This window comes from Rhodoferax sp. MLSD5-FHT05B10 (genome assembly GCF_058793415.1).
Window position 1 is genome coordinate 219444 of the sequence record NZ_JBXAFT010000006.1, and the last position, 13527, is coordinate 232970.

Genomic DNA, 13527 nt, shown 5'->3' on the forward strand with positions numbered 1-13527 from the left:
CCGGCGCCGGCTGGCTTCAGATCAGCTTGGAGTAGGTCGAGGTCGTCGGCTGACCAAGGTAGCTGTCGAACACCATGCCGCTGGCCCGCACGAACAGGCGCCCTTTGGGCGTGATGCGGATGGCCGTGGGGTCGATGGTGATCAGGCCCGCATCCTCGTAGGGCTTGAGTCGTGCCAGTTCTGGCGCGAAGTAGGTGTTGAAATCAATGCCGTATTTGGCGTTGACCGCCGCCACCTCGACCGGTGCGCTGCACATCAGGGTCATGATGATGTCGCGGCGCAGCACGTCGTCCTGGCTCAGCTCAAACCCTTTCTCGATCGGCAGCATGCCCGCATCCAGATGCTGGTAGTAGGCATTGACGGTGCGCACCGCCTGGCTGTAAGAGTCGCCGACCTTGCTGATGGCCGAGACGCCAAAGCCGATCAGGTCGCACTCGGCGCGGGTGGTGTAGCCCTGGAAATTGCGGTGCAGGCTCTTGTCCAGCCGGGCCTTGTTGAGTTCGTCGTCGGGCTTGGAGAAGTGGTCCAGTCCGATGTACACGTAGCCGGCATCGAGCAGGCGGCGCATGGACATCAGGAAGATCTGCAGGCGTGCTTCGGCCGAGGGCAGGTCGCTGGCCACGATCAGGCGCTGCGCCTTGAAGCGCTGCGGCAGGTGGGCGTAGTTGTACAGTGCGATGCGGTCCGGCGACAGCGCAATGAGGCTGTCGAGCGTGCGGCCAAAGCTCTCCAGCGTCTGCTTGGGCAGGCCGTAAATCAGGTCGGCGTTGATGGACTGGAAGCCTGCCTTGCGGCTTTCCTGTACGGCCCGCTCCACCATGTCCAGCGGCTGGATGCGGTTGACGGCCTGCTGCACGGCCGGATCGAAGTCCTGCACGCCGAAGCTGTTGCGGTTAAAGCCCAGGCCGGCCAGCATGGTCAGGGTGCCGGGGTGGACGGTGCGCGGGTCGATCTCCACGCCCAGCTCGGCGTCCGGGGTGAAATCAAAGTGCCTGCGCAGCATGGCCATCAGTTGGCCCAGCTCGTCGGCATTGAAGAAGGTGGGTGTGCCGCCGCCCAGGTGCAGCTGCACCGTCTTGCGGTCCGTGCCCAGGCGGGACGCCACCAGGGCCATTTCCTTGTCGAGGTAGCGCAGGTACTCGGCGACCCGGGCATGGTCCTTGGTGATGATCTTGTTGCAGGCGCAGAAGTAGCACAGCGATTCGCAGAAGGGCAGGTGCACGTAGAGCGACAGCGGTGGGTTGCTGCTGTGGCCTGCGCGTTGCTCCAGGTAGCCCCGGTAGGTCTGCTCGGTAAACGCCGCGTGGAAACGGTCCGCTGTGGGGTACGAGGTGTAGCGTGGGCCGAGCTTGTCGAACTTGCGGACCAGTTCTTCGGAGATTTCGATATCGGTGGTGGGAGCGTTCATGGTCAATCCAGAGGGAAGTGTCGATTGTGCCGCGGGCGGTGCCGCGCTGCTGGGGTCGGGTGGATAGGGCGGTGCCGCGGCGGCGCTTTCAGCCGTCCATCAACGCGGGTTGGACCTGGCTGCTGCGTTCGGGTGCCGTGCGGGGAAGGTTCAGGATGAAGGTGGCCCCCTGGCCGGGCAGGCTGCGGGCTTCGATCTGGCCGCCCAGCACACCGGTCACGATGTTGTGCACGATGTGCAGGCCCAGGCCGGAGCCACCCTGGCCCAGGCGGGTGGTGAAAAACGGTTCAAAGACGTGGAGCAGGTCCTGGGCCTGGATGCCGCGGCCGCTGTCGCTGACCTGCACCACGATCCGGTCGGCATCCAGCGCCTGCGCGCCCAGCGTGATGGTGCCGGCCTCGCCGGGGCCGAAGCCGTGCACGATGGCGTTGTTGATCAGGTTGGTGAGCACCTGCCCCAACGGGCCGGGATAGCTGTCCAGCGACAGGCTGGCGTCGATGTCGGTGGTGACCACGCAGGCCGACGCACGGATCGCCGGACTGAGGGTGACCAGGATCTCCGAGACCACGGCGCTGAGCGAAAAGCGCCGGCGCTGCGAGCTGGTCTGGTCGATGGCGACCTGCTTGAAGCTGGCCACCAGCGCGCCGGCCCGCGTGAGGTTGCGCACCAGGATGTCGGCCGCCAGCCGTGCGTCGTCCACGAAGGTCTGCAGGTCGGAACGCTTCATCCCCGCGTCGAGCAGGGGCGCGAACTGCTGGACCCGGTGCTCCAGGGCGCTGGCCACGGTCAGGCCGTTGCCGATGGGTGTGTTCAGCTCGTGCGCCACGCCGGCGACCAAGGCGCCCAGGGCGGCCAGTTTCTCGGATTGCACCAGCTGGTTTTGGGCCATGCCCAAGGTTGCCAGCGTGTGCGAGAGCTCCTGATTGGAGTTCTGCAGTTCGGTGGTGCGCTGGGCCACCCGGGCTTCCAGCTGGGTGTTGAGCTCCAGGATTTCCTGCTGCGCGCGCCGGCGCTCCGTGATGTCGAAGTAGGTGAACAGAACCAGCGTGCGCTGCTGCTCCACCAGCGTGCGGCTGGACAGGGAGACCCAGCGCAAGGTGCCGTCCGCCCGCCGGAGCTGCAGTTCGGTGTCGGTGGTGTTCTTACCGGCGATCGCGTTGTCCAGCCAGTTGACGCGGTCTTGCGCCTGGACCCAGATGCCCAACTCCAGCCCGGGCTTGCCCTGCGAGGTTTCGGGGTCAAACCCAAACAGGTCGAACCACGCCTGGTTCCAGTGGACGGTCGCGAAGTTGTCGCTGTCGCTGGCGTAGCTCATGGGGATGGGCGACTGATCGAACAGGCTGGAAAAGCGGGCCTCGCTCTCCTGCAGAGCCCGAGCCGCGGCGCGGGCGTCGGTGACGTCGCGCAGCAGCGCGATCATGTAAGGCTCTCCGCGCGATTCGAAGATGGCCGCGTTGACCAGCGATTCGCGGACCTGCCCGTTGCGGCCGTTGGTTCGGATGCTGTAGCCACTGATGGTGCCGGCGGCCATGATCGCTTGTACCAGCGCATCGCGTTCCTGGGGATCGTGCCAGACGCCCACTTCGGTGGCTGTCTTGCCAATCACCTGGTCGCGGCTGAGGCCAGTCAGGCGTTCGAAGGCGGCATTGACTTCCACATACCGGCCATCGCGCAAGCGGGAGATCGACATGAAGTCCGGGGTCAGCTGAAAAGCGGCCTTGAACTGTTCGTTCAGCGCATTCTGGTCGGTGACGTCGCGGGAAACCCAGACGACGTGGGAGGCTGCCTCGCCCGGCCGGGCCAGCAGTGTGGCGTTGAGCACGCAATCGCGGATGCTTCCGTCACGGCGGCGCGCCTGCACCAGCGTGTCGCGGACGAAACCGGTGCGTTTCAGTTCTTCCACGATGCGGGCGCGCTGCTCGGGGTGCGCCCACACCTGGAAATCGGCCATGCGGCGTCCGATTACCTCTGAGGGGCTGTAGCCGCTGATGGTCTGGAAGCCCTGGTTGGCTTCCACGATCAGGCTGTCCTCCAGGCGGGTGATGACAATCCAGTCCGGGCTGGTGTGGAACACGCGCGCGAACCAGTCCTCGCTGGCACCCCCCAGGGATGTCAGTAGCCAGCGCCGTAGCGCCGTGGGTAAGAGCTTAGCCAGTGTGCCCATGCCAGCAGGGTGTCATTGAGGTGTGGGCATGATAGTACAGCGCGCGCCACAGGACCGCCTGCGCGGGGCGGTCTGTGGCAGGCTGTGGCGCAAAGCGTGAGGGGCCTTGCGCAGGGGGATCAGGCGGCTGCCAGCCAGTATCCTGCGTTGAAAGGACTGCTCATGCGCAGTGCCAGCGGGGACACGTCCAGGAGCTTGTCGGTCGGCATCTTCTCGCCGGTTTCCGTCACCATCTCGACGCCTGCGGGGGCTTCGCTGGGTGCGGATGTGTTGTTGGCCTCGTTCGCCCGTTCTGCTTGGCTGGTTTGTGCAGAACGGGCTACAGAAAAGAATAGAAGCACCGGAACGGTATTTTCCGGTCCCCCCAGTAGTCGGCGGTGTCGCGGAAGATGTCGAGCAGCTGCTCACGCGCTTCCTTGTCGAATTTCACGTTGGCCGGGATGTGCTCCAGCACGGCAATGAAGCCGGGCTGGGGGCCGGACTTGTGAACCGGATCGGTCAGGCTGTCGTACAGCGCGTCAAAGTTCTTGCCCACGTGGGCTGGCAGCATGAACTGCTGGCCAATCATGTCCAGCACATCCTGCTTGGTCTGTGCATTGGCCAGGTTGGCGTACAGGAAGTGGTGGCCCAGACCCTGGGCGGCCTCCTGCAGATCCGACACCCGGAAGGCGCGAATCGACTGAACGATATTCGTTCTGACTGTTCGAAGTGGCATATCCATTTCCGCTTCTCTTTCTTAAAGAATACAAATCCAAGTCACGGAACGATCTTGCGAAAACTCGCATAGTGATCGTCTGTGTAATAACAGGCATCCGGTGTGGTGGCCGGGCCACCACACACAATGCGCCGGGTTCCCCGGTCCCTAGCGGTGGGCGTCTTCACGGTGTACTCGTGGTAGTAACCCCGCTTGTGCGCTGGAAGCAGGCGCTCCCGGTTGGCAAACACCACGCCGTCTTTCTCATAGGGGAACGGCCCGCCCCGGCGAATCAACTGGTAGGTCTCAAGACCCTGTGGGGGCAAGCGATTCACAGCCACGGTCGCACCGGTTGTGGAACCGGTTTCCTCGCGGGCAGCGACTCCGCCACATGCAAGGGCAATGGACAAAATCGCGCCAGTGAGCGCTAACTTGAAGACACCACTCCGCACCATGAAACCTCTCAAGTCACCTAGGGTAAACCCGAAACTCAAGCGCTAGAGTGTCGCGTATCTGGCCAAAAAAAGCAAGGCCTTGCCTAAATTTTAGGCAAGGCCTTGCGGGTCTTTTTGTGAAGAAGTGTGTACTAACTGTGTTCAGCGGCTGACGTTCGCATCGGCCACGGTCAGTGCGGTCATGTTCACAATGCGGCGGACCGTGGTGCTGGCTGTCAGCACGTGCACCGGTTTTGCGGCACCCAGCAGGACCGGGCCAATGGCAATGTTGCCGCCGGCGGCGGTCTTGAGCAGGTTGTAGGCGATGTTGGCTGCGTCGATGTTGGGCAGCACCAGCAGGTTGGCGTCACCGTGCAGGGTGCCGTTGGGCATCAGGGCCTTGCGCGCGGCCCCGTCCAGCGCCACGTCGCCGTGCATTTCGCCATCCACTTCCAGCCAGGGAGCCTGCTGCTGCAGCAGTGCCAGGGTCTGGCGCATCTTGACCGCGCTGGGTTCGTTGCTGCTGCCGAAGTTGGAATGGCTCAGCAGGGCGGCCTTGGGTTTCAGGCCAAAGCGCACCATTTCCTCCGCAGCCATGATGGTGATCTTGGCCAGCTCGGCGGCGCTGGGGTCGTAGTTGACGTGGGTGTCGACCAGGAACACCTGGCGTCCCGGCAGCATCAGGCCATTCATGCAGGCATAGACTGCCACGTCTTGCATCGCCGGGGAGCCGACGGACGGGCGTCGGCCAATCACCTGGTCGATGTACTGCAGGTGCAGTGACGTGGTGCCCCAGGTGCCGCAGATCAGGCCGTCCACATCCCCCTTGTGCAGCAGCATGGAACCAATCAGCGTGAGCCGGCGGCGCATCTCGATCTTGGCCACGGGCACGGTCACGCCCTTGCGCTCGGTCATGCGGTGGTAGGTCTGCCAGAAGTCGCGGTAGCGGTGGTCCTGTTCCACGTTGACCACGTTGTAGTCCACGCCCTCCTTCAGGCGCAGGCCGAATTTCTCGATCCGTTCGGCGATGACCTTGGGCCGGCCGATGAGGGTGGGCAGGGCCAGGCGCTCGTCGACCACTATCTGCGCGGCGCGCAGCACGCGCTCGTCTTCGCCCTCCGCATAGGCCACGCGCTTCTTGAGCGCCTTCTTGGCCGCCGTGAAGATGGGCTTCATGGTGGTGCCGGAGGCGTACACAAAGCTCTGCAGGGTTTCGCGGTAGGCGTCCATGTCGGCAATGGGGCGCAGGGCCACGCCGCTGTCGAACGCGGCCTGGGCCACGGCCGGCGCGATCTTCATCATCAGCCGGGGGTCGAACGGCTTGGGAATCAGGTACTCCGGGCCAAAAGCGAGCTGTTCTCCGACATAGGCCGCGGCCACCACCTCGCTTTGCTCGGCCTGGGCCAGTTCGGCAATGGCGTGCACGGCGGCAATTTCCATCTCCAGCGTGATGGTGGACGCCCCGGCATCCAGCGCACCGCGGAAGATGTAGGGGAAGCACAGGACGTTGTTGACCTGGTTGGGGTAGTCGGTGCGGCCGGTGGCCATGATGGCGTCGTCGCGCACCGCGTGCACCTGCTCGGGCAGGATTTCCGGCGTGGGGTTGGCCAGGGCGAAGACCAGGGGCTTGGCCGCCATGGACTGCACCATCTCGGGCTTGAGCACGCCGCCGGCGGACAGCCCCAGGAAGATGTCGGCGCCCACAATGGCCTCGCGCAGGGTGCGCAGGTCCGTCTTCTGGGCGAACTGCGCCTTGTCATCGTCCATCAGCTCGGTGCGGCCTTCGTAGACCAGACCGGCCAGGTCGGTGACCCAGATGTTTTCGCGGGGAATGCCCAGCTTCACCAGCAGTCCCAGGCAGGCCAGCGCGGCCGCGCCGGCACCCGAGGTCACCAGCTTGACCTTCTTGGGGTCCTTGCCGGCCACTTTCAGGCCGTTGAGGATGGCCGCGCCAACGACGATGGCCGTGCCGTGCTGGTCGTCGTGGAAGACCGGGATCTTCATGCGCTCGCGCAGCTTGCGCTCCACGTAGAAGCAGTCAGGCGCCTTGATGTCTTCCAGGTTGATGCCGCCAAAGGTCGGCTCCATGGCCGCGATGATGTCGACCAGCTTGTCCAGGTCGTGCTTCTCGTTGATCTCGATGTCAAACACGTCGATGCCGGCAAACTTCTTGAACAGGACGCCCTTGCCTTCCATCACGGGCTTGGCGGCCAGCGGGCCGATGTCGCCCAGGCCCAGCACCGCGGTGCCGTTGGTGATGACGGCCACCAGGTTGCCGCGGCTGGTGTATTTGTAGGCGTTGTTCGGGTCCTTGACGATTTCTTCGCAGGGCGCGGCTACGCCGGGCGAGTAGGCCAGGGCCAAGTCGTGCTGGTTGACGAGCTGCTTGGTGGCGACAACGGCAATCTTGCCGGGGGTGGGGAACTCGTGGTACTCCAGCGCGGCGGTGCGCAACTGGGCCTGCTTTTCAGCAGAATTGGAAACGGGGGGCTTGGGGGTAAGGGGGGGCTGAATCGGCATCGTGCATCCTTGTCGGCGTTGGACCTGTTCGAAGGAGCATGGCCCATTGACCTGTCATGGGTCTTGCATTGTAGACCTCGCCTGCCGAGGGGGCCGGGCGCAGGCCGCGCACATTATGCGGATCCGGCATCACCGTATTCACGGCGCAGTGGCCTTCGAAAACGCTGCCCGCTGCGCCGTGTGCGGGCCGGTCAGCACAAAGCCGCGCTGCGTGCCGACGGTGTCCAGGAAGCGCCAGACGCCGTCGTCGCACCCAGGGTCGGCGACCCACTGGCCGGCCTGCGACGGGTGCGCAGCGGCCACCACGACGGGCAGTGCCGGCGTCTTGACGGACACCGGCATGAGCGCAAACACCAGCGGCGTGGGGGTGCCGGCCAGCGTTGCCGCCAGTGCCCGGGCGGCGGCCATGATGGGCATCACAAACGGCAGGGTGCGCCCGCCGGCCGAGGCGTACTGCGCGCAGTCGCCCAGGGCGTAGACATGGGGCGTAGAGGTCTGCAGCGTGGCATCCACCACAATGCCGCGCTCGCACGCCAACCCCGCCGCGTGGGCCAGGGTGGTGTCGGCCCGCAGGCCGATGGCGCTGAGCACCGCATCGGCGGCCAGTGTGCTGCCGTCGGCCAGGCGCACGCGCAGGGGCTGTGCTTCGGCGGGTGCGGGTGCCGCGGCGTCCACGGCCTGCACCGTGGTGCCCAGGTGCCAGTGCACCCCGGCCGCAGCCAGGGCCGCGCGCAGTTGCAGGCTGGCCGCCTCCGGCAGCAGCGCGGCCAGCGGGCGCTGTGCCGGGTCGGCTACGTGCACCTGGTGTCCGGCCAGCGCCAGGTCGTTGGCAAACTCGCAGCCAATCAGGCCCGCCCCCAGGATGACCACGGTTTTGCTATTGTTTTCGGAGCTGTCTGCGCTTGTTGCATGCGGGTTCAGGGCTGCATGGAAGCGTGAAAAGTCGGCCAGCGAGTTGACGGACTGCACCTGGTCGGCCGCATCCCCCTGCAGCGGCACGCGGATGGGTTGCGCGCCGGTGGCCAGCACCAGGCGGTGGTAGGCCAGCGTGTGCGTGGTGCCGTCCTGCGTGAATTGCATGGTGCGCCCGGCCACGTCCAGCGCGTCCACCCGGCTGTGGGCCATCAGCGTCAGGTTCAGGTTCTGCGCCAGGGTGGCGGCCGGGGTGCTGATGAGTTGCGCGGGCGTGCGGCGCTGCGCGAAGGCGTTGGACAGCGAAGGCTTGGCATAGAAGTCGCCGCTGTCGGCGGTGATGAGGACGACGGGCGTGCTGGCGTCGAGCTTGCGGAACTCGCGGGCCGTGGTCCAGCCCGCCAGCCCGGCGCCAATGATGATGAGAGGGTTCATGGGGTTCGTCCTTCGGTAGGGGCGCGCAGCGCAGCACGCGCCGTGGCGGGTGGGTTAAATCTCCACCGCTTCAAAGTCGGCCTTGGCCACGCCGCAGTCCGGGCAGGCCCAGCTGTCGGGCACGTCGGCCCAGCGGGTGCCAGGGGCAATGCCGTCTTCCGGGCGGCCGGCCGCCTCGTCGTAGATGAAGCCGCAAACGATGCAGAGGTAGGTTTTCATGGTGGTGTCCTTGTTCAAATAAATGGGGGTAGTGCGGGGCCGGACTCAGCCGGCAATCTTGGCCAGCTGGGCCTGGTAGTGGTTGGCGTGGCGCTCTTCCACCTTGGCCAGGGCGGCAAAGCGCTTCTGGGCCTTTTCCAGCGTGGCGCGGAACTGCGCCGCGTGCACCTTGCTCTCCTCAATCTGCTCGTCCATTTCGGCGACGGCGGCAGCATGGCCTTCGGCTTCGGCGGTAGCGCGAAAGCCGGGGTACATCTCGCTGTACTCGTAGGTCTCGCCGTCAATCGCAATCTGCAGGGCCTTGGCCGGCGTCATGGTGGCCTTGGGGTAGAGCAGGTCCAGGTGGCCAAAGGCGTGCATCACTTCCTGGTCGGCGGTGGCCTCGAAGGTGCGGGCGGTTTCCTCGTCGCCCATTTCGCGGGCCAGCTTGGCGAAGTAGCGGTACTTGATGTGGGCCATGGACTCGCCGGCGAAGGCGGCTTCCAGGTTGGCCAGGGTCTTGATCTCGGGGCGTTGCAGTGCGGGCATGGTGGACTCCTGTGGGTTAGAAAAATAGGTTGAATCAATCAACATGAGATGAATGATAAATACTATTAACTACTAATCCCAATTGGAAAAATCTAAACAAGGGATAGCCCACGCCCGCTGTATGCGCGCCATCTGGCGCTTGTTCAGATGATTTGGTTATTTGAAACTGAAAACTCAGTAGTTCCAGTTTTAACAAGCCGCTTCCAGAATCCATTGCATCGCCGTTCAACGGGATTTACCAAGGAAGCACACCATGACGCAACGCCGCCCCCTCATTCAACTGGCACTGGCCGCCGGGCTCGCCGGGCTGGGCCTGCTGGCCCAGGCCCAACCCGCCCTCACCCTGCTCAACGTGTCGTACGACCCGACGCGCGAGCTGTACGTCGAATACAACCAGGCCTTCGCCAAGCACTGGAAAGCCAAGACCGGCCAGGACGTGACCATCAAGCAGTCGCATGGCGGCTCGGGCAAGCAGGCCCGCTCCATCATCGACGGGCTGGACGCTGACGTAGCCACGCTGGCCCTGGCCGGCGATACCGATGCGCTGGTCAAGAACGGTGGCTGGCTGGCTGCGGACTGGCAAAAGCGCCTGCCGCACAACGCCTCGCCCTATACCTCCACCATCGTGCTGGTGGTGCGCCAGGGCAACCCCAAGGGCATCAAGGACTGGGATGATCTGGTCAGACCCGACGTCAAGGTCATCACCCCCAACCCCAAGACCTCGGGCGGCGCGCGCTGGAACTACCTGGCCGCGTGGGAGTTCGCCTTGCGCAAATACGGCGGCCCCAACAAAGACGCCAGCAAGGCCAAGGAATTCGTGGCCAAGCTCTACGGCAACGTGCCCGTGCTCGACACCGGTGCGCGCGGCTCCACCATCACCTTTGCCCAGCGCGGCCAGGGCGATGTGCTGGTGGCGTGGGAAAACGAGGCCTACTTGCTGGAAAAGGAATTCGGTGCCAAGTTCGACGTGGTGGCGCCGTCCCTGAGCATCCTGGCCGAGCCGGCCGTGGCCGTGGTGGACAAGAACGTGGACCGCAAGGGCACCCGCGCCGTGGCCGAGGAGTATCTGAAGTACCTGTATTCCGAAGAAGGCCAGGACATTGCGGGCAAGAACTTCTACCGCCCGGCCGTGTCGCAGAAGGCCCAGGCCAAGTACGCCAAGCAGTTCGCCAAGCTCAACCTGTTCACCATCGACCAGGCCTTCGGCGGCTGGGACAAGGCGGCCAAGGAACACTTCGCCGATGGCGCCGCCTTCGACCAGATCTACGCCAAGAAATAAGCCACGCTGTCACACACACCACTGACGCACCACGCCATCGGGGAGACACGGACCGTGCAACCCCCGGGCGCGGTCACAGGTCAACCGGCACGCCCCGCCGCCCACGGGTTTATCTATGCGTTGTGTTCGCTATTGATTTCATAGCTGCATGCGCAAGGACTACGGCGTCTGAAGGTCATTTATGCACAAAAAATACACCGCCACTTCGTGTCGCCAACGCCGGGCCTTGCGCAGCCATTCGGCTTCATATATTCAGAAAACCGCATAAATAAAGAGAAAAACAGTTGTTTGAGTTTGAAGCGTTGCTTCTGACAATGCAGCCGTATACGATTCAAAGGGAAGCCATGACAACGCTCATCATCGTGCCGGGCTGGCGCGACTCCGGTCCCGGCCATTGGCAAAGCCTGTGGGCCGACAGCCTGCCGGGTGCGCGCCGTGTGGTGCAGGACGACTGGATCACGCCCACGCGCCAGGCCTGGGTGGGGTCTCTGGCGCGCCAGATTCTGGCCGTCGACGGCCCGGTGGTGGTGGCCGCGCACAGCCTGGGTTGCATTGCCACGGTCCACCTGCCGCCGGAGGCGGCCGCGCGCATCCAGGGCGCGTTGCTGGTGGCGCCGGCCGACCCCGAGCGGCGTGGCGTGCTGGCGGACTTTGCGCCCGTGCCCTACCAGGTGCTGCCGTACCGCAGCGTGCTGGTGGCCAGCAGCAACGACCCCTACTGCCCGGTGCGCACGGCCGGGGCCTACGCCCGGGCCTGGGGCAGCGAGTTCGTGCGCCTGCAGAACGCCGGGCACATCAATGTGGAAGCAGGGTTTGGCCCATGGCCTCTGGGGCTGGCGCTGCTGCAGTCGTTTGGCGGGGCGGCCTTGGCCCTCCCCGTTGCGCAAGCGGCTTAAACTGCGGGGGATGGGGTGGCCGCGCGCCCGCTGACGCGCACGTCCAGACCGCCCAGTTCGGCCGCACGGGCCACCTGCAGCTCCAGCCGGTGCACGGCGGCAATGCGTTGCACGATGGACCAGCCCAGGCCGCTGCCGGTTTCGGCGTTGCCCGGTACCCGGAAAAACCGCTCGCCCAGCCGGTGTCGTTCACTGTCCGTCATGCCCGGCCCGCTGTCTTCCACGTGCAGCACCACCTGCCCGTCCTGGTGGCGCACGGTCACGCGCACCTGGGCCGAGGGCGGGCTGTAGCGCACCGCGTTGTCCACCAGGTTGCGCACCAGAACCGCCAGCAGAGTTTCGTTGCCGGGAATGGGACAGGGCTCGGAGGCCTCGAACTCCAGTGTCTGGCGTTTGCCAATGGCCTTGGGCGCCAGTTCGGCCACCACCCGCTGGCCCAGCGCGGCCAGGTCCACGGCGGCCATGGCAGGGACTGCCGTGGCCTCCAGCCGGGACAGGGTCAGCAGCTGTTCGACCAGGCGCACTGCACGGTCGCATCCTTCCAAGGTGGCGTTCAGCGCATGGCGGCGCTGGGCATCGTCGGTTTCCATCAACGCCACCTGGGCCTGCGCCCGGATGGCGGCAATGGGGGTGCGCAGTTCGTGGGCGGCGTCCGCCGTGAAGCGTCGCTCGGACTCCAACAGCGTGCCCATGCGCGCAAACAGGTCGTTCAGGGCCGTCACCATGGGCGCCATTTCACTGGGCAAGCCGTCTGGCACGATGGGGTCGAGTGCCTGCGGCTGACGCAAGGCCAGCGTGCGCCCGAGCTGGCGCAGGGGCAGCAGCCCACGGGACACGGCCCACCACATGGCCAGCGCCAGCAGGGGCAGCGCCACGGCCGTCGGCAACAGGGTGCTGCGCAGCACGGCCCACAGGATGGCCGCACGGGAATGGATTTCTTCGCCGACATAGACCTGCACGTCGGGCGCGGCACCGTGGGCGGCAAAGACCCGCCATTTGTCGCCGGCGACCAGGACCGTATCAAAGCCGGGCTTGAACGCCTGGCGTGCGCCCACCATGGGTTCCAGCGGCGCCGTGGCCGAGCGCAGCACAAGGTGCCCCTCGTGGAAGACCTGGAAGGCCACCTTGGGCGCGTAGCGGTGCAAGGTGGGGGCGTCGGCGCCGGTTTCGTCCCCATCGCCCATCTCCGGGGCCTGCTGGACGACCAGCACCGCCGCGGCCTGCGCCAGGTGGCCGTCGAGCAGTTCATCGAGCTCGTGGCGCACGTCCACCCAGGTCATGGCGGCCGTGCCCAGCCACACGCCCACCACCACGGTCAGCACCCATGCCATCAATCGGCCTTGCAGGGAGCGTGGCAGTCCGTTCATGGGGCGGTTGCCTCGCGCGGCAGCATGTAGCCGACGCCGCGCACGGTGTGAATCACGGTGGCCCCCAGCTTGCGTCGCAGGTTGTGGATGTGTACCTCGATGGCGTTGCTGTCGACCTCCTGGCCCCAGCTGTAGAGCTGCTGCTCCAGTTGTTCCCGCGACAGCACGCGGCCGGCGTTGAGCATGAAGGCCTGCAGCAGGTCGAACTCCCGCGTGGACAGGGCCACGGGTGCGCCCGCCTGCTGCACGGTGCGGGCGGCCGGGTCGAGCAGCACATCCTGTGCGGTCAGGGACTCCTGTGGCTGACCGTGGGCGCGGCGCACCAGCGCACGCAGGCGCGCGGCCAGCTCGTGCAGGTCCACAGGCTTGACCACGTAGTCGTCGGCGCCGGTGTCGAGTCCGCGGATGCGGTCGGGAACGGTATCGCGTGCGGTCAGGACCAGGATGGGCGTGGAAAGCCCCGAGCGGCGCAGGGCCGCCAGCACGTCCATGCCGTCCTTGCGGGGCAGGCCCAGGTCGAGCACGGCGGCGGTGTACGGCTGCGCGCGCAGCTCGCGCTCGGCGGCTTCGCCGTCGCGCACCCAGTCCACCTGGAAGCCCAACTGGCGCAGGCCGGCCCGCAGGCCATCACCAAGTAGCGGGTCGTCTTCGGCAAGCAGGATGCGCATGGC

The 13527-nt window shown here is 65.7% G+C and carries 13 protein-coding genes; 2 read left to right on the top strand and 11 right to left on the bottom strand.

What is annotated here, in order from left to right; all coding sequences use genetic code 11:
• Nucleotides 1-16: 16 nt before the first annotated feature.
• From hemN to AC1Q5W_RS11750, 9 genes are all read right to left on the bottom strand, one after another.
• A complete protein-coding gene (gene hemN / locus AC1Q5W_RS11710; protein ID WP_492644465.1) occupies nucleotides 17-1408 on the bottom strand; it encodes an oxygen-independent coproporphyrinogen III oxidase in 1392 nt (463 codons plus the stop codon).
• Nucleotides 1409-1496: 88 nt separating this feature from the next.
• On the bottom strand, nucleotides 1497-3572 hold the full coding sequence (locus tag AC1Q5W_RS11715; protein ID WP_492644464.1) for a PAS domain-containing sensor histidine kinase: 2076 nt from the start codon (nucleotides 3570-3572) through the stop codon (nucleotides 1497-1499).
• Between the two features lie 319 nt (nucleotides 3573-3891).
• Nucleotides 3892-4293, bottom strand: coding sequence for a barstar family protein (locus tag AC1Q5W_RS11720; protein WP_492644463.1), 402 nt, complete (start codon nucleotides 4291-4293; stop codon nucleotides 3892-3894).
• Nucleotides 4294-4328: 35 nt separating this feature from the next.
• On the bottom strand, nucleotides 4329-4721 hold the full coding sequence (locus AC1Q5W_RS11725; protein ID WP_492646142.1) for a guanyl-specific ribonuclease: 393 nt from the start codon (nucleotides 4719-4721) through the stop codon (nucleotides 4329-4331).
• A gap of 141 nt (nucleotides 4722-4862) precedes the next feature.
• Complete coding sequence (locus AC1Q5W_RS11730) at nucleotides 4863-7220, bottom strand: NADP-dependent malic enzyme (RefSeq protein WP_492644462.1); 2358 nt, start codon at nucleotides 7218-7220, stop codon at nucleotides 4863-4865.
• A gap of 138 nt (nucleotides 7221-7358) precedes the next feature.
• Nucleotides 7359-8567: an FAD-dependent oxidoreductase gene (locus AC1Q5W_RS11735; RefSeq protein ID WP_492644461.1), complete on the bottom strand. Its 1209-nt coding sequence runs from the start codon at nucleotides 8565-8567 to the stop codon at nucleotides 7359-7361.
• Between the two features lie 54 nt (nucleotides 8568-8621).
• A complete protein-coding gene (locus tag AC1Q5W_RS11740; protein ID WP_492644460.1) occupies nucleotides 8622-8786 on the bottom strand; it encodes a rubredoxin in 165 nt (54 codons plus the stop codon).
• A 45-nt stretch (nucleotides 8787-8831) separates the two neighbouring features.
• Nucleotides 8832-9314: a rubrerythrin family protein gene (locus AC1Q5W_RS11745; RefSeq protein WP_492644459.1), complete on the bottom strand. Its 483-nt coding sequence runs from the start codon at nucleotides 9312-9314 to the stop codon at nucleotides 8832-8834.
• Nucleotides 9315-9348: 34 nt separating this feature from the next.
• The gene (locus AC1Q5W_RS11750; RefSeq protein WP_492704185.1) at nucleotides 9349-9543 is read right to left on the bottom strand and encodes a hypothetical protein; all 195 of its coding nucleotides are present in this window, start codon (nucleotides 9541-9543) and stop codon (nucleotides 9349-9351) included.
• A 24-nt stretch (nucleotides 9544-9567) separates the two neighbouring features.
• Here AC1Q5W_RS11750 and AC1Q5W_RS11755 point away from each other — a divergent pair, with 24 nt between their 5' ends.
• Nucleotides 9568-10593 carry a sulfate ABC transporter substrate-binding protein gene (locus AC1Q5W_RS11755; RefSeq protein WP_492644458.1) on the top strand — a complete coding sequence of 342 codons (1026 nt, stop codon included), beginning with the start codon at nucleotides 9568-9570 and terminating at the stop codon, nucleotides 10591-10593.
• Nucleotides 10594-10937: 344 nt separating this feature from the next.
• Nucleotides 10938-11489 carry an RBBP9/YdeN family alpha/beta hydrolase gene (locus AC1Q5W_RS11760; RefSeq protein ID WP_492644457.1) on the top strand — a complete coding sequence of 184 codons (552 nt, stop codon included), beginning with the start codon at nucleotides 10938-10940 and terminating at the stop codon, nucleotides 11487-11489.
• On the opposite strand, the gene AC1Q5W_RS11765 is transcribed toward AC1Q5W_RS11760, so the two are convergent.
• Together AC1Q5W_RS11765 and AC1Q5W_RS11770 are read right to left on the bottom strand one after the other, a co-directional pair.
• Nucleotides 11486-12856 carry an ATP-binding protein gene (locus tag AC1Q5W_RS11765; protein WP_492644456.1) on the bottom strand — a complete coding sequence of 457 codons (1371 nt, stop codon included), beginning with the start codon at nucleotides 12854-12856 and terminating at the stop codon, nucleotides 11486-11488. The genes AC1Q5W_RS11760 and AC1Q5W_RS11765 overlap by 4 nt on opposite strands.
• Entirely contained in the window at nucleotides 12853-13524 is a 672-nt protein-coding gene (locus AC1Q5W_RS11770) for a response regulator (RefSeq protein ID WP_492644455.1), read from the bottom strand. The genes AC1Q5W_RS11765 and AC1Q5W_RS11770 overlap by 4 nt, the downstream gene beginning before the upstream one ends.
• Nucleotides 13525-13527 lie beyond the last annotated feature (3 nt).